Genomic DNA, 22,894 nt, shown 5'->3' with positions numbered 1-22,894 from the left:
CTTTCAAGCCGCCCGGGCTCTTTGTAGCCATCTGTTGTGTGATCCCGGGACCTCGCGCCGGCCGTCGGCCGCCACCCTCCCGGGATCCCCGGGCGGCTGGCGTGCCGGGCCGCGAGGAAATCGGATCCTTGAAGAAAGGAACCGGACCTTGTCCGAGCCTTCGAACCTGATCAACCTCATCCTGAGCGCCGTGTCGTCCCGGCCGTCCGCCGCCGGAGGCATGCAGGCCACCATGCAACGGGCCACCGAATTCCCCAGCCCGCTGCACGCCCAGCTCGCCGGGATCGCCCTCGATGCGGCCGGCCGGGCCGCCGCCGATCAGATCCTCAACACCTTCTGGGCCGACAAGGCCCGCCAGGACGAGCTGCTGGACAACACCGGCGACACGCGCGAAGTCATCGTCGGAAGCGGATTCCACGCCGCCGCGTACGCGGCGATCCGCGTGCTGTCCGGCTTCGGCAGGCCACTGGTGCTGGAACGCAGCGACCGCGTCGGTGGGACCTTCGCGATGACCGCGCAACCGACGTTCTACCTGAACTCCCGCAACCGCCCGGGCGGCGCCGGTCTGGCTGGTGATCAGGGCGCGAGCCTGAACCGGCTGCCGGGCGCCCTGGTCCAGGCCGCGAACGTGTCCATGGCGCAGTACCAGACGAACGCCGACATGGCGTTCGTGATCCGTCTCGCGCTGGCCCAGTTCGCCGACGTCGTCGCCGGCGCGAACGTGACCGGCGTGTCCGGCGGCGAGGGGTACGTGCAGGTCGAGATCCGTGACCGCGGGGTGTGCGAATACGGGCGGCTGATCGACGCGCGGGGCGTGGGTGACCCGATCGCCCAGAAACTCGCCAACGGCACCTGCCTGCTCACGTTCGCGCAGTTCATGCAGCGCATGGCCGGTACGTGGCCGCTGCGCGGGCTGCGGCGCGTCGCCGTCGTCGGCGGCGGCGACTCCGGCAAATGCGCCGTGGAGTCCCTGCTCGGCGTCGCCCCGCCACCGGTGATGGCCGCCGCCGCCCTGGATCACGTCGACCGTATCGACTGGTACAGCCAGACCATCCCGGACACCTGCGATGGCTGGCGCGACCAGGTAAGGGGCCGCTACCAGGCCATCGGGCACTACCTGCGGCCGGACCGGTTCGGGGTCCAGCGGCTGGCCGTGCTCGACCGGCCCGCTGTGCCCGTCGCGTTGCCCGACGGCGTCCTGATCGAGGGCCGGACCTACGACCTGGTGATCCTGTGCACCGGCAGCCGGGAAGTCGAGATCGACGGACTCGCCGAGTCCGCGTTCTCCCTCTACAGCACACCCGACGGTGTCCCGGTCGCTCGTCAACACGTCAGCATGCCGGCGTACCGGATCGGTCCGCACGCGCAGTTGCCCTTCACCGACCGCGAGTACGCCGACGGGATCGCCGACATCCCCGCCAACAAGGTCTCCATGTTCCGGATCGCGGCCAAGACCGCAGCACTAGCGGCGACTCTGCCGGAGACCGCCGAAGGCTGACGTCCTCGTCGACGCAGTGCTCCGGCCGCCCGGCGGTTGTCCGCCGGCCGTGCCACGTGCACTGCGCATGCCGCCGGCTCGCGACGCAGCCAGCGCCCGCCTGCCCTTTTCCAGCCGGCGCCGCGCAGGGCGGGGCCGCACATCCGGCTGGACACGTCTTTGCGCGAGCGACAGGGGAGTGACCATCGTGCAGTTCCACCCGTACGGCGACCCACCAGACGCCGACCCACCAGACGCCGATCTCGAGCCCGACCCGCACGGGCTGCTCTACGCCTGCGACGTTCAGGCGTTGCGCCGTGCCGACACCGTCACGATCCACGCCCAGGACGGGATCGGCAGCGTCCGCGCCACCTTGAGCGCCCCCGACGGGCTGCGCATCTACACCGCGTCCCAGCAACGCGCGTTCCCCGACGCCGTCGGCTATCGGCGGCACCGCCTCATCACCCTCGACGTCGACATCGCCGGCTTCGACACCACCGGCCGCTGGCACGAGCGCGACCTGAGCGCCGCCGCCACCCTGGTCATCGAGCACGCGGCGCTGCACGAGGTGTGGCAAACGCTCACCGCGTTCCTGCGCACCGGTGACGTGCCGCGGCTGCGGTTTCGCGCGGACAGCGCCCAGGATCGGCTGGCGGGCACGGGCCTGCACCGCGACGAACTGCATCTGCTCGTGCACCGCGGCCGACGCCAATGGACGTTCCTGCTCGAGGTCGCCGTGCGGTCCGCCGACACGCGGATGGTGACCCCCACCCCCTGATCGGCCTCGACCGGAGCGACCCCTTGGAGTGCCCTCACCGGCGCCGATCCTCCGGTCCGCAGGAGACCCCCTTCACGTCATCGCGCGCGGCCCAGCAGCGCCACCACGCGGTGACGCTGCTGGCCGCCGATGACCATTCACTAGAAATGACACGGCGTGCGCGCCAGCGACTACCACCGACCGCCGTCGGCTGTCGACCCGAACCAGATCGTCGCCACCCGAACGGTCAGCGGACGGACCCTGCAGGTCCTCGAGGTCGGTGACCGCCGGTATCGGCTCACCGAAGACGGCACCATCCTGCACCCCGGCATCGATCCGTGGCCCGCCGACAGCCCGCCCACGGCACGGCAGGTCCGGGCGTTCCTGCGTCCCCGTAAACAAGCCTTCGCCGCCCTGATGGGCCAGTACGCCATCCGGGCCAACGGCGACTACCAATACGAGGACACGTACGACGCCCTGTACAGCACCGAGCCGCTCGGGCGATGGGTGGCCGTGCTCGGCGACGAAACGTACTTCCGGATCGTCAACACGCGCTCCGCCACCGCATCCTGCGACGCGCTCGCTGAGGCCATCGGTCAGGAGTACCTCGGACTGCCCGTCGCCGTTGTCGACCTCGACACCCGCACATCCTTCGCGTTCCGCGTCGCCGTCCGCCTGGTCCGGCCGACGCGGCCATCAGCTCGCCCTGCGAACCACGGCTGAGCCTGCACCCCAGGCATGAACCGGGGCGAGCCGACGCGCTCGCAGCCGCCGACAGCCGGCCCTTGGCGCCGGCAGCTCCGCGGCCGGACAGCCGTGTCTTCCCGCCAAGAACTGGCACGCCGGCATTGCCCGCGACCGCGTACGGCACCACCACCCCCATTACCACCAATGACAGGAGAGGCAGATGAACCGTGCACCATCCGACGTCCACCACAGTTCTGCGCCGGGCGTCATCGAGTACCCCGCGACCCTCGCGGTGACCCCACAGGCGATCGTCAACGCCGACCGGATCGCGGCGCTGGGCAATCCGTTCACCGCCCACGGCGATCGGCTGCCCTCGTTCGCTCAGGTGCGTGCACTGGGCCTGTCGACGACCGACCTGTTCTCCGGCCTCGGCTCGGGAAGTCTCGGCGCCGTGTGGGCCGGCGCCGTGCCGGTCGCCGGATACAACCACTGGCAGCCGGCCGTCGACACGTACACCGCCAACCACGGCTGCGGGACGCTGGTCGATCTGCAGGACTGCTCAGCCTGGGCCCATCCAGCCACCCGGCTGCTGATCGCGTCGCCGGACTTCTCCGGTCATCAACGCGCCGCCGGGTCCAAGCAACGCTCCAAGCAACTTCGGGAACCCTCGCGCCGGGCCGCCTGGTACGCGGCCCGGTCGCGGGCGACCAGCCGCCGGGTCGCCGAGTACGCCGAAGCGCACGGCTACCGCGTCCGCGGCGACGACGGCTATCAGGCGATCCTGCTCGAGCAGATCCTCGAGTTCGGGACCTGGCCGTACCTCGGCTCGTACCTCAACGACTTCGCGGTCTCCGGATATGCACCCACCTTCTACTGCCTGGACGCCGCGCACACCGGAGCCGCTGCCCGCCGGGAGCGGGTGATCATCCTGTTCACCCGCGCGGACCGGCCACTACCGGATCCGGCCCTGCGGGTCGACGCGTTCTGCCGCAAACACGGCACCGTGCGCGCGGTACAGCAGTGGACCGGCAGCCGCCGCTACTGGATCGGCTCCTACGGCCGCGATTACCACTGGGCCTGCCCGGTCTGCGACACCGTGTGCCAACCGGAGCTCGGCCGTGCCGGCGACGCGATCGACGTGACCCGCGACGCCCCGACGATGCGGCAACGGAGCAACGGTGAGGCCAAGCAGATCAGCGACGAGACGATCGCCCGCATCACGGCGGGCATCGAGCAGCACGGCCTCGTACCCCTGTGGGTGCAGACCACCCGCACGTTCAGGCCCGCCCGGCCGATCAGCACTCCGCTGCCGACGTTGACCACGCAGCAGGAACTCGGCGTGTGGATCCCCGAGGCGGACGGCGACTTCACCGCCTCGACGTTCCGGTACCTCGACGTCGACGAGCTCGCCGCCGCGGCCGGGCTGCCCACCGGCTACCAGATCACCGGCACCAGCATCCGTGACAAGGTCCGGCAGATCGGGCACGCGAACTCGCCCAGCCTGATCGCCGACTTCATCGCCCGGGCGGCGGTGACCCTGCTGTGAGCACCGAGCTGAGTTCGAATACCACCGGCGTGGTCGCGGCGACCGCACTCGGCGACGCCCTCGCCGACGCCGCCCCGGCGTTCGTGTCCGCCGCCGCGTGCCGCCTCGACGGCGGCGGCCCTGATGTCACCGACGTGTTCGGTGGCCGGATCAAGGCGCTGCTGGCCGACCCGGACCGGGCCAACCCCCGCCAGTGGGGCCGTGACCTGGCCCGCACCTTGCTGGCCCGGGCGCCACACCTGGCGCAGTTGCCCGGCCCGGTGCTCGCGGACGTGGTCGGCACGCTCGCCGACGTGGTCCGCGCCGACGTGGCCGAAGCCCGCGGCGACCGGGCCAGCCTGGCCGGCGCGATCAACGACCTCGACCAGACCCTGCACGGGCTGCGGCCCGGCCGCGAGGTTCCCGTCGACGTCCTGAGCGACCTGCTCACCGGTGGCCGGTCCGAACTCGCCGACGCGCTCGACGAGGCCGCCGACAGCCCGCTCGGCCTGGCCATCCACGTCACCCTCGCCGACGGCACCGCGACAGTCCGGCGCGACCCGGACCGGGCCGGCGGAATGGTCGTCGAACTGTTCGGCGGAGCCGGCGGCTGGGCCGAAGGGCTGCTGTCGCTCGGCATCCACGACATCGGCCTCGAATGGGACCCGATCGCCTGCAAGACCCGGGTGAAAAACGGTCACGCGACGGTGCGCACCGACGTGTCGAAGTATCCGACCGCCGACTTCGCGCACGCCCAACCCTGGGGGCTGATCGCGTCGCCGCCGTGCCAGCCGTACTCGGCGGCCGGGCTGCGGCTGGGCCTGGGCGACCTGCAGATCCTCATCGCCGCGATCACCGAGGTCCTCGACGGCGCCGACCCGGCCGACATGACCGACCGGTGGGCCGACATCCGCGCCGGACTCGTCCTGGAAATCGTCCGCTGGGCCCGCGACCTACGGCCCGACTTCATCGCCTGCGAGGAAACCCCCGGCGCGAAGCCAGTGTTCACCGCGATCGCCGGGGCGTTGCAGGCGCTCGGCTACCGGACGGTGACCTTCGTCGTCAACGCCGCCGACTACGGCCTCGGGCAGACCCGCAAGCGGGTCATCCTGCTCGCCCACCGCCGCCGGCAGCCCCGCATCCCGGACCCGACGCACTCCAAAGACGGCTCCGGTACGACGCGCCGGTGGCGGTCGATGGCCGACGTGGTCGGGTTCGGGCTCACCGACCGGCCGGCCCCGACCTTGTGCGCCCGCAACGCCGGCGGCGGCCCCCGCTACGAAGGCGGATCCGGGGCAAGGGCGTCAATCCGGGCCGCCCAGGCCGCCGGCCGGTGGACAGTCCGGCACAACCCCGACGGCAGCATCGACCCGGCAGACGCGAAAGCCGCCCGCGGGGAAACCGGCGTCAGCGTGTACGGGCGGATGACCCCGTCCGAAGCGGGCGTGCTGCAGGGTTTCCGGCCCGACTACCGATGGCAGGGCACCACCTCCCAGCAGGTGTCCTGCGTCGGCAACGCCGTACCGCCACCGCTGGCCCGCGCGATGGTCGCCGAACTCATCGGCGCCCGCGACCCGATCACCGCATAGACCCCCTCCTACCGCGGCACGCGCAACGCCAGCCCCCGAGAACCGGCGACGCAGATCTGGCTGACCACAGCAGAAAGAGAGAGGTGACATGGACGACCACACCACCCTGACCGTGCACATCGACACCACGGCAATGCCTGACGGATACGACGAGGCGATCCGCCAAGCCATCACCGCCACGACCGGCAAGACCCTTCCCGACAGCGACGTGACCATGATGGTCCTCACCAACGTGACCGTCGGCGCCGCACACCGCGTCGCCGCAGCGCTGGCCGAGCTGATGGATACCGGCCCCACGCCCGCGCACCGGTTCGCGTTCACCGTCGGGGAAGAACCCGCCTATGAACGGCCGAGACAGATTCTCCGATACACCCCGGACACGGGTCTGGTCAGCAACTCGTGGGACGGCAACGGACAGCCCCTCACCACCATCGCCGGTCTCCACGGCCCCGTCGCCCAACGTGCTGGCGTGGCCGATCTGCCAGAGACCGGGATGGGTGACCGACTGCTGATCGTGTTCGACCCGGTGGCCTGCCGCGCCTGGCTTGAGGCCGGCGCCGCCAGCGAGGCCGGCATCGATGACGGGTTCCGCACCGAGAACCTGACCGTCGCCGCGGGCCTGGAAGACCTGCTGGCCCTGCTGAACCACGACGCCACCCAGCGCGCGTGGCGGCCCGCAGCCCAGGTGCACCAGGTGCTGATCTGGCGCACCGGCGACGGCGACGGCATCGACGGCGGCGGCCTGCTCACCGTCGACCTCGACTACCCGCTCGGCCGGATCCGCCTCGGCTGCCTGCACCAGGGCTTCGACGACTTCATCACCGATGCGGCGACCTACGGCATCGACGCCGCCGTCGAAGCACTCGGCCACATCGCGGACGTCGTGAACCACACCTACGCCACGTTCCGCACCGCCACCCAGGCCGTCACTACGCACCCGGGGCCAGCCGACAGCGACGCCACCGCGAACTCCGGCTGACGCCACCGCCCGACCGCCAATCCTCCGCTGGGCGCCCGCCCCGCGGAAGCGATCTCTACCCATGGGGAAGGAACCGATGTCCATCACCAAACTCACCCTTCACGAGCATCTGCGCGCCGTGTTCGGCACCACCGAGCGCGTCGAGCGGCTCGAGCAAGAACTCCGCATCGTCGCCGACCACCACACCTCGCTCGCCCAGCACCTGCGTGACCTGCTCGACGGCGACGCCTGCGACGAAGCGAACGCGCTGATCACCCGTAGCGGCGCGCAGCAGCTGGCCGCGATGCACGACAGCAACGCCGCCGACTGCACCGCGATGGCCGACATCGTGCACCGCGCCCTGCACCCCGACCGGGAGGACAACGCATGAATCCATCGCCACCCGGCGTCGCCTCGCCTGCGCCCGCCGGGCCGCCCGCGGCGGTCAACGGCTACCCCGTTGTGGCCGCGGTCGCCGCCGACGAGGACACGAGCAGCTGGATCGTGATCTGCCGGCGCACCGAACGCATGCCCGACTGGGCCGCCGCCACCGCCTGGTACGTGACCTGGCGAACCTGGTGGGACGGGCACCACTGGACCGGCGAGAACGGCGACCACGGCCCGCATCACGGCCTGACCTGGCGGCAAGCCCAACAGTCCCTGGCACACCGCCTGAATCTCCCGCAGCCACAACCGGCCGCCGACCCCGGCGTCTACCTGGTCTTCGACGACCACACCGACACGTGGAACTGCCCGACCTGCCAGCAACCGATCACCGAGGTCTACGACAGCCGCACCCTCGGCGAACTGCACACGGCGGTCGCCGGGCACCGCTGCGCCCCGGCCGGCAGCACCGGCACACCCCACCCGCACGACACCGACGAGCAAGGAGACGATCGATGACGCCATCGCCGACCCGTCAGCGGGTCTACAGCCACGCCCTGCTGCACGTGGGGCCCGAGCAGGGATCACGGTGGCGCATCGGCTACCTCGCCGAACCGGCGAGCGAGCCGGGTCAGATCCGGGTCAGCCGCCCGATCGCCCACCAGATCGCCGGCGACATGCAGGCCCTGCGCGCGCAAGCCCGTGCCGCCACGGCGCAGACCGCGCAGTTCTACGAGGATGCCATCGGTGAGGTCGACGCCCGTCTCCCGCGGATCGAGATGGACGGCGAGCACCTGGTCGCGGACTGGCGGCACGTCACGGGCGACAGCGACGCGTTGCGCGTCACCGACCCCGACCCGGACGGCCGGTACACCATCGGTCTCGACCTCGGCTGGCAACAAGTCGACCGGCAGCTGTGCGGCACCGTCCGCGATGACACCACCGGCCCGTCGCCGGTCGTGCAGGCGTACGAGGCGTACGTCGGGTGCTTCACCGATCCGACCGCCGCCCTGCTGGAGTTCGCCCACCGGGCCGGTATCGCCGTCGCCTGGCTCGACCGCCGCGTCATCGAGGCCGACAGCCGTGACCTGACCGACGACGAATGGGACCTGGTCCGCGACGAGCTGTACCAGTACGACGAGCACGTGTCGGACACGGTCGACCTGAACAGCCTGTTCCTCGACCAGATCTTCTCCGACGCCGGCATCGAACGCTTCACCGATGACGACGCCGACGACGCGGGAGACAGCGCCGAGTAGACGCCTGCGGCGTCAGCCGCGACTCCCACCACCCATCGTCACACCCCCTTGGCCGGGCATCGCCGACATCTTCGGTGCCCCAGCGACGGGGTGACCAATCGGCGATGCCCGTCCCTTATGGACGGAGAGCAATCGCATGACCCAGATCATGACCATCCCGGAGCCTGGACCGGCCAAGCAGGTCGTCGTACCGGCCGCCGACCCGCCTGCGCTGGACCTCGGCGCGCTGATCGCCGACCTCGCCGCGCAGACCGCGTCCGTGTTCAAGGCGATGGAGTGGGCCGAAGAGGAGATCACGAGGGCCTGCCGCCAGCATCGCCGCCAGGCCGACATCATTCACCACGCCTTCGGTGTTCTTGCGCCGCGCGAGATCGGCCCAGGCATGGGGACCGAATTCGTGTACCGCGGCCACGTCCGCGAGCTGCTGGCGCGGGTTGCCGCCGGGGCGGACCTGCGCCGGGCGACCGCCGCCGAGATTTGCCTGGCCCTGGTGGAGACCAGCCTCCAAGCGCCGATGCACGGCCCCGCCGCAGGTTTGTACTTCCGCATGTGGCAGCAGGCGTTCCCCGACAGCGAGCTGGCCGCCGAGTTCGCGAACCACCAGGGCTCCTACGAGCAGCTGCACGGCTCGCGGATCGATGAGCTGGAGGTGGACCTGCGCCACAGACTGCGCGACCCGGACCGGCAACTCGGCGACATCACCTGCGCCGGCCTGCACCACGGCAAGCCGGTCACCTGCATGTTCGCCCGCGCGTGACCGAGCCGGACCGCGATCCATATCGTGCCGACCGGGCGGGCCGGTCGGACCTTGACGCGGCGACACACCGATTCCCGCCAGGTCCGGTCGCGCGACAGGGAGGCTTTGACGTGGCGCCAACCAGGTCCGGCAGACGACAACGTCTGCCGTACGGGCATCTGCAGCCGATGGTCCTGGCACACCTCGCCGCCTATCCGCGGACGTCGTTCACGCCCTGGGAACTGGGCCGGGTGCTCGGCCACTCGCACGGCACCATCCGGCGCATCCTGGTGCGCCTAGCCGCGGCCGGCGCGGTCGACCAGACGCACGAACAGCCGGTCCGCTTCCGACACCGCCACTGATCCCGCCGTTCGCGCGGGACGCATCAGCCGAACATTTTCGGCCCAGCGTCCCGAGCTCCGGGGCGCTGGGCCCTGCCCTTGTGCAGGAGGCACCCATGCCCCACCACGCGATCAGCTGCGGCACCCCGACCGGGGGTGCCCCATGGCTTCGCTGACCGCCGCCGGTGACCACGCCCCCGGCCGCGCCGCGGAACGCGCCGCCTGGGCGTTCTACGCGATCGCCGCGCTCGGCTCCTCGATTGGCCAGATCTGGGTCGGCATCGACACACCGCCGTGGCCCGACAGCGTGCCGCTGTGGGTCCGCGCCCTGCTCGTGACGCCGTTCGCGATCGTCATCGACCTCGGCGGCGTCGTCACCTCCGGATTCGCCGACTCCCGCCAGCGCCTCGGCGAAAACGCGTACAGCTGGCGGATCCTGTCGGCCACCTCAGTCAGCCTGGCCGTTGGCATCAACCTCATCGGCCACGCCGCCACCCCGTACCTCGCCGTCGTGTTCGCCAGCCTCGGCGTCTTCGCGTACATGGTGTGGCTGCTGCACACCTCCGCCCGCCGCCGCGACGCCCTGCGCGCCACCGGGAAACTCTCCGAAACCCCACCGGCCTACGGGCTGCGGCAATGGATCCGCGAACCCGACGTCACCGTCCGCGCGAAACTGCTCGCGATCACCGGCGGCCTCGACGTGCACGCCTCCCTGACCGAAGCCCGTGACCAGCTACGCGCCGAGAAACGCCGCGCCGCGCTGGCCAACCACATCGACAAGATGATCCAGGCCCGGCACGAGGACAACCCGCTGCTCGCCGCGATCGCGGCGACCACGACCCCGGTCGACGACGTCGCCGACGCCCTCATGGCCATGATCGATATCGAGGGATGGGCGAGGGCGATCGCCGCGGAGATCCAGCCACCCGACACGGGCCCGCCGGTCTCGGAGCTACGGACGGCCGCCAACGGCCAGCCGCACTGGCCGAGTACGGCGGTGCTGCGACAGATCCCCACCCAGCAGCCGGCCTACGACCGCTGGCGGGAGATCTGGCACGCCATCGACGACGACACCGAATCGTCGAACCAGGACATCGCCGAAGCGTTCGACGTGTCCACCCGCACCGTGCAGCGCATCCGCGACGCCGGCCACGCCGGGCTTCTCGACTCGCCCGAGACCCCGGTCGCCCGCCTCGCCGCCCTCGCCCCCGGCAACGGCCACACGCCGCTCCCGTCGGCCACCTCCTGACGTCCACGCCGCAACGGCGGGCGCCCGGCACTGATCGCCGGCGCCCGCCCGCGTGGCGTGGCCCCCGGGGACGGTGGCCGGCAGCCATCCGGCGACCCCACCCCAGAAAGGGCACGCCATGTCCGCCGAAATGTTTCGGAGCCGGTCATGACCGGCCGTCTGCTCGCCCTGATCACCCTCGCCGCAGTGGCCGTGTTCCTCACCGTCGCCGGCATCGCCGCGGTCGGCGGCGCCGCGTCCGCCTGCATTCCGCCCTCGTCTGGGTCCGTCAGCGGCTACGACACCGAGCAACTGCACAACGCCGGCATCATCGTCGAGGTCGGCAACCAGCGCGGTCTCCCGATCCGGGCCGCGGTCATCGCGGTGGCCACCGCGATGCAGGAATCCAATCTGTACAACGCCGATCTGCCCACCGACCACGACTCGCTTGGACTGTTCCAGCAGCGCCCGAGTCAGGGATGGGGAACCCCAGCACAACTGCTGGATCCCGTGTACGCGGCGGGAAAGTTCTACGACAAGCTCGTCACGATCGCCCACTGGGAGAGCCTGCCGCTGACCGTGGCCGCCCAGGCCATGCAGCGCAGCGCCTATCCCGACGCCTACGCCAAGCACGAGGCCGACGCGACCGCGATCGTCGCCCAAACAATGGGCGATCCTGCGTCAGGCGCCCCGCCAGTCGGGCCGTGCGGCAACGACTGCCCCGCCATCACCGCCTCGCCGGACCGCTCCGGCGGGTGCGCCGGCCTTGACGCGGTGTTCGCCCGCGCCCGCACGTGGCTCACGGCCTGGCCCGGCGGCGACCCCGTGCCGTACCTGTCCAGCAACGCAGCCGGCGACCTGTTCGGCGGCTACCGCCGCGACTGCTCCGGCTACGTCAGCATGGCGCTCGGGCTGCCCGGGCCCGGCCTCACCACCGTCATCCTCGCCGCGCACTCCACCATCCTCGGCAAGGCGGAAATGCAGCCGGGCGACCTGATGATCAAACCCGCGCCGGGCGGTGCGGGACATGTCGTGCTGTTCGCCGGCTGGACCGACAACTCGATGTCGTCGTACTGGGGATACGAACAATCCGGCGACGGCGGAACCCACTACCGCCGCATCCCGTACCCCTATTTCGGGACCTACACGATGACGCCATACCGATTTGCCGAATGAGCCATCTGTTGCATCCAATGCAACCCGGTGCCGACTCACGAAACGCTATCGCATTCCCGGAAAGGATTACCGCCATGAGACACGTGGTCGTTCTCGTGTTCGATTGCACCGCCATCGAATGGGCGGCCGAGTACCACCTGACGGAGGCCGAAGCCGCCGACGACTTCGGCGCCACTGTGCGCCGCGCCGTCAACGACGGCGGTCTGCGCGAGGCCCTCGACGCGGCCTGGCCGATGATGCGCGGCCATCTCACCGCGCACACCCTCGACCAACTCGACCCTGCCGTCCGCGACGAACTCCTGGACCAGCTGCGGGACGACCACCACGCCGACCATCACGCGGTGCTGCTCACCGACGTCCGTGCCCACCTCGCGGCGCGCCGGGAAGAGCTGTCACACCGCGAACCGCGCTGGGTCATCTTCCACACCCGAGAATTCGACGACGGGCACTTCCTCACCGGCAGCGACGCGACGGTCCACTTCGCCGACGGCGAGCCGGTCACCGTCGACTTTGGCGGCACCAGCGTCGACGACCTGCTGACCGACCTCTACGGCGCCCGAGGTGGCAGCGCCGCGCTCGGCATCGATCTGAAGGTCGCTGCCGCGGAATACGACGACTACGGCGACAACGTTCCCGGCCTGCTCGGGATCCCGTCCACCAACCACGCCTGAGCCATTCGGCGCGACCGCGCCGCGGCATCGGCTCGTGGCCGGATGCCGCCTGCTGTTTGTGTGGCATCGCGCCGCAATCAGAAGCCGTCCCAGGCGGAGAAAGGAATCGTTGAATGAGAAATAGTCATCACCTCGAACTTCATCAAATCGGCACCCGCATCATGCTGGCGGTCGCGCCGCGCGGCGTCGCCATCGGCACTGACGAACTGCACCTCGGGATCGGCGGCGCCGTGTACGACATCTACGGCGGATCGGTGCTGCTGTCCCGCGCCGAGGTCGAGGACCTGCACGACTGGCTCAGCCGGTGGCTCGCCGAGGGCCGGGACGGCGTGCCGCCCGTGCAGGGGCCGACCAGCGCCGACATCATCGAGCACTACCGCGACATCGCCGTCCGCGAGCGCGTCCGCGCCGACCACGAACGCATCGACGGCGACCGGCAGCTCGCCGCGGCGCTGACCCTCATCCCCGCCGGGATCCGCTCGGACCAGCCGGAGCTGGAGGCCATCGCGGCCCGGCAGGCCACCGAATGGCAGCACCTGCAAGCAGACAGCCGACCGCGGCGAACAGCCCAGGCTGACGTTCATCACCGGCCTGGACCAGATCGAGGAGGCGCTCGACCGCCGTGCCGCCCAGCAGACCCTCGGGCAGGCCGTCGACGACTCGGAGACGTTCCTCGGCAAGCTCCGCAACGCCTCACGCACGCTCGCCGAGCGCGGCCCGAGATCCCCACCTTGGAGGAGAACTAATGATCGAGCTGCGATTCCCGCTGCGCGACGTCCTCGCGGTGGCCGACCATGCCATTGCCGCCCCCGACCACAAGCTGTCGTTGCTGGACTCCGAGAACGGCACGACGCCTGCGCCGGCGCTGTGGTTCGTCGGCGACGACGGTTTCTACCTGATGTCCAACGGCCTGCCGGGCCAGTCGCATCCGGGCGGCGGTGACCGGCTGCTGGTCGTCTGCGCCGACGGCTACGACACGGCGATGTCCAAGCACGACGTCGCCGACGAGATCGGCGGTGACGACTTCTGCGAACCGCTGCCGCTTCTCGCCCCGCAGGCCGATGGGGCCAGCCTGCATGCCCAGCTGAGCGACGGCGTCGCCGCCGGCCTGGACCTGTTGGTCATCAATCTCGGCCCGATCTCGATGCAGATTTTCCTCACCGACAGCCAGGAGGCCACCCGATGAGCCTGCACACCATCGACCCGGTGCGCCGTGCGTTCACCGAGACCGAGCTGACCGCCATCCTCGGCCGCATCGACGCCACCGACTCCACCGGCAACCTGCTCGCCACCGTCATCAACGCGGTCTACGACACGCTGCTGGCCGACAGCGGCCTGACCCTCAAGACGCTGCCTGACGGCCGCCGGATCGACCCGCGCCAGTTCCAGATTCCCACCAGCCAATGGGAGGCCCTCTGTGGCGCGGTCACCGACCGGGCAGCGGCCTGGGGCACCGGCCCCGAACTGGCGATGGAACTCATCAACGTCCTGCCCAGCACCTACGACGACCCGGCCGCCCCGGTGCCGGATCTGCCCCGCGTCGATCGGCGCCCCGACCGGCTGCACCTTTCGGTCAGCCGGGACGCGGTCGACGTTATCGCCACCGCAACCCGACACGTCCAGGCGCTCGCCGGGCATTACGGCCCGGCATCGCCACAGCACCTGACGGCCATCAGCAGTTGGGTGACCGCTCTGTCGAGGCTGCTATCGCTGGGCTTGGGCGCCGACACCCGGGTCCACCGCGACGGAACCTTGAGCCTCATGGTCAACACCGGGAGCGGGTTCACCTACGGGCTGATCTTCCACGGCGCCACCCGCTGCTGCACCGCCGGCGACGGCTGCACCGCCACGATCGCCGACGACGGCACCGCCCACGCCCCGTGGTCCACCGCCGTGCTCGCCGACCACGTCCACCAGCCCAGCTTCCCGCTGGACGCGCCACGACCCGGGTCCTGGTCCTTGCATTCCTGACCGGCGTCGGCGCGCCGTGACCTGACCGGCCGCCGAACCCGACCGCACCGATTCCTTTTGGCCGTCGCCCGGCCACGCACCTCGGATTTCCAGGCACGGCCGCCGCGCCGTGCCCGGAAACCCTCACACCACAGGGCGTTCCGCTATTGCCCGCTGCCGCGGATTCATCGGCACGGCGCGCACCTTTGCTGATCGTCGTGTGACCACGTTCTGCTAGCCGGCCCGGAATCTGTTCGGGTTTCGGCCCCATCCACGTGCCTACGGGCAGGCTGGGGCCGCGGTCCCAGCCTGCCCGCCGCCACGTGGCGGGGAAAGGACGGACCGACATCATGGCCCGTAGCAAGATGTCCGACGAGGAACGCGCCGAGCTCCTCGAGTCCATCAAGACCGATTTCGATGCCCGGCTGGCCCGGCTGGCCGCGGATCCGGCCGAATGGGTGACGTTCCTCGAGACTGTCGCCGAGTTCGGCGCCCAGTACAGCCTGAACAACGTGTTCCTGCTGCTGATGCAGGCCGAACAGCGTCAGATGACCCCGACGTTCTTCCTGCCGTTCGGCAACAAGGACGCCAGAAGCGGCTGGAAGAAGTACGGCCGCCACGTCCGCGAGGGCGAGACCGGGTTCAAGGTCTGGGCGCCGGTCAAACGCCGTCCGACGGAGGAGGAGGCCGCCCGGTCCGAGGCCGCCGGCCGCAAGGTTCTGCGCGACGACCGGGGCCGCCCGGTCGTGCAGGTGGTCGGGTTCCATCTGGTGTCGACGTTCGACCTGTCCCAGACCGACGGGGAGCCGTTCGAGGTGCCGACCGTGCAGCGGGCCCGCCGCGTGCAGGCCGCGGGCGGGCAGACGCCGCAGTTGCTGGAGGGTGGGGACCGGACCGGTGTGTATGACGAACTCGTCAAGCTGATCAAGGATGCCGGCTACTCGTACGATCTCGCCGCACCGGGCGGCGAGTATCTGGGCCGGGCGAACGGGGTCACCGTCACCGGCCCCTCGGTCCGGCAGGTCCTGATCCGCGACGACGTGTCCGCGGCCCAGCGGACCAAGACGACGATGCACGAACTCGCGCACATCCGCTGCGAGCACACCACCGGCATGCGGCTGGGTGAGAACCTGCACCGCGGCCGGAAGGAGACCGAGGCGGAAAGCGTCGCTCACCTGTGCTGCCGGGTCCTGGGCTTGGACACCCAGATCTACAGCGACGCCTACGTGCTGGGCTGGGCCAACGGCGATATGGGCCTGATCAAGGACTGCGCGGAGACGGTATTGCGGGTCGCCAAGGCCATCCTCAAGGACCTCACTCCCGAGGCCGCTTTGCCTGACGCCGCGAAGGATCCCGCCGCCTACCTGCGGCCGGCAACGCGCAGCGGTGCGGGCCGGCGTCGAGCGGGCGGGAAACGCCGGTCCGGCGGCCCGGGGGGAGGCCGGCAGTGACGGCCCGGAGCGACCCGGGCCGGCGGAAGGTGGTGTGGCCGTACGAGGTGGTGACCGACGCCTCCGTCATCGAGGCCCTGCAGAGCCTGCCGCAGTGGCGGGTCGTCGGCGACAGCCTCGATTGGGAACTCGCCCTGTACGCGTATGACGTGCCTGCCGACATCGTCGTCGGGGGCGTGGTGGTGCCGGAAGGTCTCTACACGCGGGAAGTTACCGTCGACGGCCGGCACGTCATCGCGCATCGGTGGAACGACCGCGCGGCGCGGGAGCGGCTGCTCGACGACGTCGAAAAACGGCACTACATGTTCGAGCACATCGCTCACGCCGGCCACCGGTTCATCGTCGAGCACCGGCGCGAGATCCACGCCGACGCCGACCGGGCGTTCGCGATGATCGAGAGCGACGAAGCCGAGCGCGGACCGCTGTACGACGCGCCGATCCGCTGCTGGGTCGACCTGATCCGGCACGTCGACCCGGGCGCCTACGTCGAGGACCTGCCTCGCGATGGCGGCGACGATGCGGTTCGGCTCGGGGGCGAGTTCGTGATCGCGGTGCAAGACCGCGTCGACACCCTGCTGCACCAGCGCGACCGCCTGCTCAGCTTCGACGAGGCCGAGGCGGCCGGCTTCGACGGCACGTTGCGCGGCGGCAGCGAGCCGCGCACCTGGGCCAGCCTCACGCCCCGCCAGCGGGCCGCCGCCGGGCTGACCCCGGGCAGCACAGCCGGGCAAACCGAGCCGCGAGACCGCTAAGCCCATTTCGCAGCCCGCGAACGCGGCCTGCCTTGCACCCTGAGCCACCGCCCCGATCCCGGGGCGGTGGCTTTTCGCGTCTTCTGGAGGATTTCGTGAGCAACGACAACGACGGCCACCGCGATCAGCCGGTGAGCCACCCGTCCCGGGACCTGGGCTACCTGCATCCCGACAACATGGACGTTGGCAGCGTCGGCGTGTTCGCCGGCGACTGGGCCTGGACCGGCGATCCGCCCCGGATTCCCGTCGGTTTCGTCGGTGTCTTGATCGACCATTGGAACGGCTGGGCGGTGTGGCGGTGCACCCGCGAGGTCGCCGAGGCCGTGGCCGCCGACCAGCAGCGGCTACGCCACGAGGAACGCGTCAGGCTCATCGCGCAGATGAGGCAGCGATTCGGGCTGTTCGCCTGGCAGCTGACCCGCCTGCGGCTTCTCGTGCGAGGTAAGACCCGTGCCGCGGTGGACCGTGCGGTGGACGAAAGCATCCCGCCGGTGTGGTTCGACGGCGATGACCTGGTCCTTGACGAGACCGCCCAGTACGGGGAGCCCGCCATCGAGCGGCAGAGCCCGGGACCGGACGGGCGGTACTGCCCGATGGGTTTCAACTGGACCTGGCAAGCGGTCGACCCGGCCGACTGCGACCGCATCGCCGGTAGCCTGCCCGCCTTCGGCGGGCACCGCGAGTTCGTGATGGCCACCCACCAGCCGCTGCGGATGCCCCGGCTCGCCGTCACCACGCTCGACGACGTCACCGCCGGCCAGGCCGCTCTTACCGCGACCTTGTGGGTTGACGTCCGTCCGGTCGGCACCGTCGAGTACGGCCCAGGCCGGCTGCCGGTGTTTCGTCCCGCCGATGACCGGTTCGGCCACGAGGACCTGGACGAGTTCGTCCGGGCCTGCCGGTGGCGGGGCCGCGAGGTCGATACGCCGACGGTTCTGCAGGCGCTGATCGCCGAATACGAGACGGCCTTGCACATCGTCGCCGCCGAGAACAGGGGCTTCGCGGCGGTCATCCTGCGCGACGGCGACGACCACATCGTCGGTACCGACATCGTCCTCGAGCGGCGCCGTTTCGCTCCCGGAGACCGGCAGAGGTTGGCGGAGCTGTTCACCGGGCGCGAAGCGGCACGCCGGCCCCACCAGAACCAGTTCGTCTGGCAAGTCTGGACTGGCCGCGGGTGGCAGATGCTCGGCATCGTCGACCTACCCCGCCCCGGCTCCGCGGCCGGACACGGGACGGCGGGCGCCGAGCAGCCACCCACCATCAGCGACTCACCGACCCGGGCCGGCGCGGCCATCCCACCCGATGCCCTACCGGGCTGCGGCGATCAGCCGCTGGGCACCGAGGGCACCGCGCAGAACGGCGATGGGCAGTGACGCGCGATGACGCCCGGCGCGGCAACCTGCGCGAACACGGCGAACTCGAACGCGGCATCTACTTCGGCCGCGATCGGAAACGGCCGACCGGCGAGGGCGTGCTGGTGCTCATCGCCCGGGAAGCCCGCGCCGTCCGGCTGCGCGACACCCCCGGCAACACCGTCGAAGCCTTCGGCGACACCAGCCGATTCTGGCTGGCCCCCGCGCCCACGGAACCCTCCACGCTAGCCGGAGCGGCCGGCGAGGCTGCTCCCTCGCCGTCCGTACCGGCGGCAGGCAGCCGCCCGGCGGACGCGGCGCCGGTCCCCGCCGAGCGAGCGGCCACGGCGGCGACCGGGCTGATCGGCGCGGTGGCCGCGGCTGAGGAGCAGTTCGCCGCGCGCACGGCCGAGCTGGCCCTGTCGAATCGCCTCACCGCCGAGGCCATCACCGCAGCCGGAGCCACCCCCACCTCGAAACGGCAGACCTGGGCTGCCGCCGGGTACCCGGAAGCCTTCCTGTACTTCGAGCGGGACGTCCGGCCCGGTCGGCCGATCCTGGCCACCACCGTTGACGGGTACCGGATTCACGACCTGCGCACCGGGCAGCTGATCGCCCACTACGCCAGTCCGGTCCCCATGTGGATCGCAGCGCCGCCCGCTTCGGTTGCCCCGACGCCGATGCCGGTCATCGTCGTGGGCTGTAGCAAGGCGAAGGAATCCGGCCGGCTTCCGGCCGGACGCAAGTACCTCGGCAGCTTCCATCACGCGGCCCGCCGGGCCGCTGCGGTGATCGCGGTGCGAACCGGTGGGCAGGTGCTGGTGCTGTCCGCCCGTCATGGGCTGGTCACGCTCGACACCGAGGTCGACGACTACGACCTGAGCATCGGCGACCCCGGCGCTGTCACCGCGGCCCGGATCGCCGAGCAGGCCGCAGCTTTGGGTATCACCACCGCGGCGGTGACCGTGCTCGCTGGCCTCCGGTACGCCGACCTCATCAGCTCCGTGTGGGCGGACGCGGCCCGGCCGCTCGACGACGCCCGCGGCATCGGCGAGCAGCTCGCCCGGCTGAAGGCGATCACCCAGCAGGGCGCCGACGCCAACAACCGCGACCAGCACAGTGGGGACGGCCCGGCATGACCGATCCCACCAGCGAAACCGCACCCGACGGCGAGCCGTCCCGCACGAGCGAACGGTGGATCTACGGCGGTCTGCGGGTCCTGAAAGCCGGGACCGTCCACGCCTGGATCCCGGAACCACCGGCCGGGCAGAGACTGCCGGACGAGCTCTGGTACCGGTTCAAAGCCAGCGGCCACTGGACGATCGGCGGCATCTATACGGCCACCGTGGCCAGGACCGGACGGCACGTGGAACTCTACGGCTCGCCCGGGCCGTGGCTGCAACGCTTCGACGACCGGGACGCCGTCGCCCGGCTCGAAGTCCTCGACCGCACCGCCCGCGACCAGATCGCCCGCACCGTGCTGGAACGGCGGGCGGCCAAAGACCCGGCCCTGGCCACGGCGATCCGTCCGCTGCTGGAGGTCGCCGCGGGCCTGCGCACCACGCGCAGGTCCGGGCGCTGCTCGCCTACGTCACCGAGCAGATCTACGCAGCCAAGTGGCAACGGCGATGAGCGTGATGATCCGCGTGCGCGTCGAGACCGACCTGGCCGCACTGGCCAAGGTCCTCACTCTGGCCGACCTGCCGGCCACGCCGCGCCTGGCGCAAGTACGAGCCGAGGTCAACGCCCTGCTCGCCGGTGACGGCGTGCACGGCTGCCTGCGCCGCTACCACCGGCACCTGCGCACATTCAGCCCGGACGAGGTCCGCGAGCACCAGCTGCGGCTGGAGCGGTGCCGAACCCTCGCCGCGCAGGCATTCCCACCACCGCGACCGCGACGGCGACCACCCCGGCCCGTGCCGGTCGGCCGAGCGTTGATCGACGTCCTGGATCCCGAATGACACCACGACTCCGGATACGGGGGATCTGCGAGAGGAGAAAGCCCATGCGAGCGCTGTACTACAGCGCCTCGGTGATCACGCTTTATCTCGACAACTTGGCCGCAGAGTCCGACTGGTGATCACGCGTGGATCCGTCTGGGCGTGAATGCGAGTTGACCGTAGCCGAGATCGTCTCGACGGCGGCGTTGACACGCTGCTGGCTTCTGGCCGACGACGGCGGGATCCGGGAGTTCGGCGTTCGGTCACCCGGGCCAGGTGACACGGGGCCCGGCTACACGGGATCCGGCGGCCCGGGGTCCTGTGGCGCCGGATACCGCACGGCTGCGGGAAAGCAGCGCAGCAGTGCGGCGAGCCGCGCGGTATCGCCCGCCACCTCGGTGTCTGCCCGCTCGACGGCGTCGTGCAGCGCCGCACCGGCGAACACCAGATCGCGCAATGTCGCCGCCTCCGGCACGGTCAGCCACGCATCGGGTTCGGCGTGCTCACCGCGGTCCAACTCGAGGCGCCCGCCTGCAACGGTGATGCGGAACCGGTCGCCCGCGACGTCCAGCTGGCAGCGCAGCGACAGCTCACCTGCCAGTGCCGGATCGAAGGTGGCGCGCAGGGCGAACAGCAGCGCGTCGACGCTCAGTTCAGCCGCGCCGTCCTCGGGCAGCGGTGCGCGGCTGCCCCAGTGGGCGAGCGCGCGGAGCACGGGCTCCAGTTCCTGCCCGCGCTCGGTGAGTTCGTACACGGCGGCGGACGCAGGCGGTCCCAGGCGCCTTCGCCGCACCAGGCCGTCGGCTTCGAGCTCGCGCAACCGCTGCGCGAGGACGTTCTGGCTCATCTGCGGCAGCCCGCGGTGCAGGTCGGAGTAGCGCTTCGGGCCGAAGACCAGCTCCCGCACGACGAGCAACGCCCACCGCTCGCCGACCGCGTTCAGCGCTCGCGCGATGCCGCAGGGGTCGTCGAACAGCCGCTTCTTGCTCATGCACCCGAGTGTACTTGACAACAGGAGCGAATGCTCCTAAATTAGGAGTATGAACACTGTGACCTCCGTCGACGGCACCGTCATCGGCTACACACGGCACGGCGACGGCCCCCGGGTGATCCGGGTCGGCGGCGGTCTCGACGACGGAACGGAGAACGCCCCACTCGCCGAGGCGCTGGCCGCGCACCGTGCTCAACTAATCCGTTCGCAACACCGAGAGAAGGAATCGAACCCATGGGAAAGCTCGCGATCGAGACGAGAGGGTTGAAGAAGAGCTTCGGCAAGACCCACGCGGTCGCCGGTGTCGACCTGGCCGTGAGCGCCGGGGGCGTGTACGGCGTGCTCGGTCCGAACGGGGCGGGCAAGACCACCGCGATCCGCATGCTGGCCACGCTCCTGCCCCCCGACGCGGGAGAGGCGCAAGTGCTCGGCTACGACGTCGTGCGTGACGCCCAGGCGGTGCGGAGCAGGGTGAGCCTCACCGGGCAGTTCGCGTCGGTCGACGAGGACCTCACTGGGGTGGAGAACCTGTTGCTGCTCGCCAGGCTGCTCGGCTACTCGAGAAATGGAGAGAAGCAGTGAACGAGATGACACTTCGTGTGACGTCCGCCGACGGTACGAGGATCGCCTACGACCGGAAAGGCACTGGCCCGGCGGTGATCCTCGTCGGCGGCACCCTAGACGACGGCGCTGAGAACGCGCCGCTGGCCCGGCTCCTTGCCAACCATTTCACGGTCTACAATTACGCACGACGCGGCCGGGGCGCCAGCGGCAATACACCGCCGTACGCCTTGGCGCGGGAGGTGGAAGACCTCGACGCGCTGATTGCGACAGCCGGCGGCTCAGCTCACGTGTACGGCGCCTCATCTGGCGGCGCCCTCGTGCTGGAGGCAGCAGCGGCAGGTTCGGCGATCGACAAGATCGCGGTGTGGGATGTGCCGTACGTGATCGGGGACGACCTGTGGCCGAGGTTCAACCAGTACCTCGCGGACACCCACGAGGCATACAAAGCCGGCCGGGACGAGGAGCTCCTGGAACTGTTCATGAGGCTCACCGGCGGACCCGACGCGGACATCGCGGCTGGCAAACAGCACCCGATCTGGGCCTCGTCCGTCGCGCTCGCCCACACGCTCGTCAAAGACGCCGTGGTCCTCAATGACTACAAGATCCCCACGAACCGACTTGCCCGCATCACTCAGTCGGTCCTGGTGACCACCGAGGGTCCGATCACCGAGCCCCAGATGGCGGGCCTCCCGACCGACTTATTCGACCGCGCCGCGAAAGCGATAGCCGCTGCCACCCCCCAGACCGAACGACACACGCTCGACGGGCAGGGACACGTCGTCGCCCCCGAACTCATGGCCCGTGTACTGAAGACGTTCTTCAACCAGTAGCCCGTCGACTGATCAGGTCGCGACCGTGGGTCGCTTCGGAACGCAGGCCCATCGGCCACGTCAGCATCGGTCGGTGAGCGGCGACTCCTGAGTTCCGGAGTCTCGCCGCGTGTTGGCGCGAACGCGATCTGCAAGCTGAACACTGCCACGACAAGCGCGCCAACGTTGACCCCGCAGCCCGGATCTCAATCCCGGCGGAGCGTATGGATCTGCCGCAATCCGGCGAGAGTCCACGTCCAGCGATTGCTCGTCGTGAGTAGCTCAAGCGGGTCG

Annotated in this window: 25 protein-coding genes and 1 pseudogene; 24 read left to right on the top strand and 2 right to left on the bottom strand. The window is 70.6% G+C overall.

The annotated features are described in order from the left end of the window. Positions 1-148 precede the first annotated feature (148 nt). The 14 genes from ACZ6TI_RS35610 (at position 149) to ACZ6TI_RS35545 (ending at position 12,788) form a co-directional block, all read left to right on the top strand. Entirely contained in the window at positions 149-1,498 is a 1,350-nt protein-coding gene (locus ACZ6TI_RS35610) for a hypothetical protein (protein ID WP_465349616.1), read from the top strand. A gap of 178 nt (positions 1,499-1,676) precedes the next feature. After that, the gene (locus ACZ6TI_RS35605) at positions 1,677-2,255 is read left to right on the top strand and encodes a hypothetical protein (RefSeq protein WP_465349615.1); all 579 of its coding nucleotides are present in this window, start codon (positions 1,677-1,679) and stop codon (positions 2,253-2,255) included. Positions 2,256-2,411: 156 nt separating this feature from the next. Next, positions 2,412-2,957 carry a hypothetical protein gene (locus tag ACZ6TI_RS35600; RefSeq protein WP_465349614.1) on the top strand — a complete coding sequence of 182 codons (546 nt, stop codon included), beginning with the start codon at positions 2,412-2,414 and terminating at the stop codon, positions 2,955-2,957. A gap of 184 nt (positions 2,958-3,141) precedes the next feature. Continuing rightward, positions 3,142-4,467: a DNA cytosine methyltransferase gene (locus tag ACZ6TI_RS35595; RefSeq protein WP_465349613.1), complete on the top strand. Its 1,326-nt coding sequence runs from the start codon at positions 3,142-3,144 to the stop codon at positions 4,465-4,467. Beyond that, a complete protein-coding gene (locus tag ACZ6TI_RS35590; protein ID WP_465349612.1) occupies positions 4,464-6,035 on the top strand; it encodes a DNA cytosine methyltransferase in 1,572 nt (523 codons plus the stop codon). The genes ACZ6TI_RS35595 and ACZ6TI_RS35590 overlap by 4 nt, the downstream gene beginning before the upstream one ends. Before the next feature lie 88 nt (positions 6,036-6,123). After that, a complete protein-coding gene (locus ACZ6TI_RS35585) occupies positions 6,124-7,014 on the top strand; it encodes a hypothetical protein (RefSeq protein WP_465349611.1) in 891 nt (296 codons plus the stop codon). 76 nt (positions 7,015-7,090) lie between these two features. Then, on the top strand, positions 7,091-7,384 hold the full coding sequence (locus ACZ6TI_RS35580; RefSeq protein ID WP_465349610.1) for a hypothetical protein: 294 nt from the start codon (positions 7,091-7,093) through the stop codon (positions 7,382-7,384). Then, the gene (locus ACZ6TI_RS35575) at positions 7,381-7,896 is read left to right on the top strand and encodes a hypothetical protein (protein WP_465349609.1); all 516 of its coding nucleotides are present in this window, start codon (positions 7,381-7,383) and stop codon (positions 7,894-7,896) included. Before ACZ6TI_RS35580 ends, ACZ6TI_RS35575 begins: the two co-directional genes overlap by 4 nt. Continuing rightward, positions 7,893-8,636: a hypothetical protein gene (locus ACZ6TI_RS35570; protein ID WP_465349608.1), complete on the top strand. Its 744-nt coding sequence runs from the start codon at positions 7,893-7,895 to the stop codon at positions 8,634-8,636. The genes ACZ6TI_RS35575 and ACZ6TI_RS35570 overlap by 4 nt, the downstream gene beginning before the upstream one ends. A gap of 136 nt (positions 8,637-8,772) precedes the next feature. Next, positions 8,773-9,393 carry a hypothetical protein gene (locus tag ACZ6TI_RS35565; protein ID WP_465349607.1) on the top strand — a complete coding sequence of 207 codons (621 nt, stop codon included), beginning with the start codon at positions 8,773-8,775 and terminating at the stop codon, positions 9,391-9,393. 110 nt (positions 9,394-9,503) lie between these two features. Further along, positions 9,504-9,734 (top strand): MarR family transcriptional regulator, encoded by a 231-nt coding sequence (locus tag ACZ6TI_RS35560; protein WP_465349606.1) that lies wholly within the window; start codon positions 9,504-9,506, stop codon positions 9,732-9,734. A gap of 142 nt (positions 9,735-9,876) precedes the next feature. Next, a complete protein-coding gene (locus ACZ6TI_RS35555) occupies positions 9,877-10,962 on the top strand; it encodes a hypothetical protein (protein ID WP_465349605.1) in 1,086 nt (361 codons plus the stop codon). Between the two features lie 147 nt (positions 10,963-11,109). Then, positions 11,110-12,117 carry an NlpC/P60 family protein gene (locus tag ACZ6TI_RS35550; protein WP_465349604.1) on the top strand — a complete coding sequence of 336 codons (1,008 nt, stop codon included), beginning with the start codon at positions 11,110-11,112 and terminating at the stop codon, positions 12,115-12,117. Between the two features lie 74 nt (positions 12,118-12,191). Next, positions 12,192-12,788, top strand: coding sequence for a hypothetical protein (locus ACZ6TI_RS35545; RefSeq protein WP_465349603.1), 597 nt, complete (start codon positions 12,192-12,194; stop codon positions 12,786-12,788). Positions 12,789-12,865: 77 nt separating this feature from the next. On the opposite strand, the gene ACZ6TI_RS35540 is transcribed toward ACZ6TI_RS35545, so the two are convergent. Beyond that, positions 12,866-13,372, bottom strand: coding sequence for a hypothetical protein (locus ACZ6TI_RS35540; protein ID WP_465349602.1), 507 nt, complete (start codon positions 13,370-13,372; stop codon positions 12,866-12,868). Between the two features lie 161 nt (positions 13,373-13,533). Between ACZ6TI_RS35540 and ACZ6TI_RS35535 the strand changes: the two genes are divergently transcribed. From ACZ6TI_RS35535 to ACZ6TI_RS35505, 7 genes are all read left to right on the top strand, one after another. Next, the gene (locus ACZ6TI_RS35535; RefSeq protein WP_465349601.1) at positions 13,534-13,974 is read left to right on the top strand and encodes a DUF3085 domain-containing protein; all 441 of its coding nucleotides are present in this window, start codon (positions 13,534-13,536) and stop codon (positions 13,972-13,974) included. Continuing rightward, the gene (locus tag ACZ6TI_RS35530; RefSeq protein WP_465349600.1) at positions 13,971-14,759 is read left to right on the top strand and encodes a hypothetical protein; all 789 of its coding nucleotides are present in this window, start codon (positions 13,971-13,973) and stop codon (positions 14,757-14,759) included. Before ACZ6TI_RS35535 ends, ACZ6TI_RS35530 begins: the two co-directional genes overlap by 4 nt. A gap of 329 nt (positions 14,760-15,088) precedes the next feature. Beyond that, the gene (locus tag ACZ6TI_RS35525; protein WP_465349599.1) at positions 15,089-16,189 is read left to right on the top strand and encodes an ArdC family protein; all 1,101 of its coding nucleotides are present in this window, start codon (positions 15,089-15,091) and stop codon (positions 16,187-16,189) included. Beyond that, the gene (locus tag ACZ6TI_RS35520) at positions 16,186-16,941 is read left to right on the top strand and encodes a hypothetical protein (RefSeq protein ID WP_465349598.1); all 756 of its coding nucleotides are present in this window, start codon (positions 16,186-16,188) and stop codon (positions 16,939-16,941) included. Before ACZ6TI_RS35525 ends, ACZ6TI_RS35520 begins: the two co-directional genes overlap by 4 nt. Positions 16,942-17,036: 95 nt before the next feature. Then, positions 17,037-18,317 carry a hypothetical protein gene (locus ACZ6TI_RS35515; protein ID WP_465349597.1) on the top strand — a complete coding sequence of 427 codons (1,281 nt, stop codon included), beginning with the start codon at positions 17,037-17,039 and terminating at the stop codon, positions 18,315-18,317. After that, entirely contained in the window at positions 18,314-19,435 is a 1,122-nt protein-coding gene (locus tag ACZ6TI_RS35510; RefSeq protein WP_465349596.1) for a DUF6884 domain-containing protein, read from the top strand. Before ACZ6TI_RS35515 ends, ACZ6TI_RS35510 begins: the two co-directional genes overlap by 4 nt. 489 nt (positions 19,436-19,924) lie before the next feature. Continuing rightward, on the top strand, positions 19,925-20,257 hold the full coding sequence (locus ACZ6TI_RS35505; protein ID WP_465349595.1) for a hypothetical protein: 333 nt from the start codon (positions 19,925-19,927) through the stop codon (positions 20,255-20,257). A 271-nt stretch (positions 20,258-20,528) separates the two neighbouring features. Here the strand turns inward: ACZ6TI_RS35505 and ACZ6TI_RS35500 are convergent, their stop codons facing one another. Next, positions 20,529-21,227 carry a winged helix-turn-helix transcriptional regulator gene (locus ACZ6TI_RS35500; RefSeq protein ID WP_465349594.1) on the bottom strand — a complete coding sequence of 233 codons (699 nt, stop codon included), beginning with the start codon at positions 21,225-21,227 and terminating at the stop codon, positions 20,529-20,531. A gap of 49 nt (positions 21,228-21,276) precedes the next feature. On the opposite strand from ACZ6TI_RS35500, the gene ACZ6TI_RS35495 reads away from it, so the two are divergent. The 3 genes and pseudogenes from ACZ6TI_RS35495 (at position 21,277) to ACZ6TI_RS35485 (ending at position 22,621) form a co-directional block, all read left to right on the top strand. Continuing rightward, positions 21,277-21,495: a hypothetical protein gene (locus ACZ6TI_RS35495; protein WP_465349593.1), complete on the top strand. Its 219-nt coding sequence runs from the start codon at positions 21,277-21,279 to the stop codon at positions 21,493-21,495. Then, positions 21,462-21,791, top strand: a pseudogene (locus ACZ6TI_RS35490) (ATP-binding cassette domain-containing protein); the annotation flags it as partial. The gene ACZ6TI_RS35495 and the pseudogene ACZ6TI_RS35490, both read left to right, overlap by 34 nt. A gap of 23 nt (positions 21,792-21,814) precedes the next feature. After that, a complete protein-coding gene (locus ACZ6TI_RS35485; RefSeq protein WP_465349740.1) occupies positions 21,815-22,621 on the top strand; it encodes an alpha/beta fold hydrolase in 807 nt (268 codons plus the stop codon). Positions 22,622-22,894 lie beyond the last annotated feature (273 nt).

The sequence above is a fragment of the Actinoplanes sp. NPDC051388 genome, assembly GCF_055586225.1.
This window is presented reverse-complemented; position numbering and strand designations above follow the sequence as displayed.

What these genes read in the sequence shown, in the direction of transcription:
- ACZ6TI_RS35595 (WP_465349613.1), top strand. Translation starts at nt 3,142, where the DNA reads ATGAACCGTGCACCATCCGACGTCCACCACAGTTCTGCGCCGGGCGTC.
- ACZ6TI_RS35585 (WP_465349611.1), top strand. Translation starts at nt 6,124, where the DNA reads ATGGACGACCACACCACCCTGACCGTGCACATCGACACCACGGCAATG.
- ACZ6TI_RS35580 (WP_465349610.1), top strand. Translation starts at nt 7,091, where the DNA reads ATGTCCATCACCAAACTCACCCTTCACGAGCATCTGCGCGCCGTGTTC.
- ACZ6TI_RS35575 (WP_465349609.1), top strand. Translation starts at nt 7,381, where the DNA reads ATGAATCCATCGCCACCCGGCGTCGCCTCGCCTGCGCCCGCCGGGCCG.
- ACZ6TI_RS35570 (WP_465349608.1), top strand. Translation starts at nt 7,893, where the DNA reads ATGACGCCATCGCCGACCCGTCAGCGGGTCTACAGCCACGCCCTGCTG.
- ACZ6TI_RS35565 (WP_465349607.1), top strand. Translation starts at nt 8,773, where the DNA reads ATGACCCAGATCATGACCATCCCGGAGCCTGGACCGGCCAAGCAGGTC.
- ACZ6TI_RS35555 (WP_465349605.1), top strand. Translation starts at nt 9,877, where the DNA reads ATGGCTTCGCTGACCGCCGCCGGTGACCACGCCCCCGGCCGCGCCGCG.
- ACZ6TI_RS35550 (WP_465349604.1), top strand. Translation starts at nt 11,110, where the DNA reads ATGACCGGCCGTCTGCTCGCCCTGATCACCCTCGCCGCAGTGGCCGTG.
- ACZ6TI_RS35545 (WP_465349603.1), top strand. Translation starts at nt 12,192, where the DNA reads ATGAGACACGTGGTCGTTCTCGTGTTCGATTGCACCGCCATCGAATGG.
- ACZ6TI_RS35540 (WP_465349602.1), bottom strand. Translation starts at nt 13,372, where the DNA reads ATGAACGTCAGCCTGGGCTGTTCGCCGCGGTCGGCTGTCTGCTTGCAG.
- ACZ6TI_RS35535 (WP_465349601.1), top strand. Translation starts at nt 13,534, where the DNA reads ATGATCGAGCTGCGATTCCCGCTGCGCGACGTCCTCGCGGTGGCCGAC.
- ACZ6TI_RS35530 (WP_465349600.1), top strand. Translation starts at nt 13,971, where the DNA reads ATGAGCCTGCACACCATCGACCCGGTGCGCCGTGCGTTCACCGAGACC.
- ACZ6TI_RS35525 (WP_465349599.1), top strand. Translation starts at nt 15,089, where the DNA reads ATGGCCCGTAGCAAGATGTCCGACGAGGAACGCGCCGAGCTCCTCGAG.
- ACZ6TI_RS35505 (WP_465349595.1), top strand. Translation starts at nt 19,925, where the DNA reads ATGAGCGTGATGATCCGCGTGCGCGTCGAGACCGACCTGGCCGCACTG.
- ACZ6TI_RS35500 (WP_465349594.1), bottom strand. Translation starts at nt 21,227, where the DNA reads ATGAGCAAGAAGCGGCTGTTCGACGACCCCTGCGGCATCGCGCGAGCG.
- ACZ6TI_RS35495 (WP_465349593.1), top strand. Translation starts at nt 21,277, where the DNA reads ATGAACACTGTGACCTCCGTCGACGGCACCGTCATCGGCTACACACGG.
- ACZ6TI_RS35485 (WP_465349740.1), top strand. Translation starts at nt 21,815, where the DNA reads ATGACACTTCGTGTGACGTCCGCCGACGGTACGAGGATCGCCTACGAC.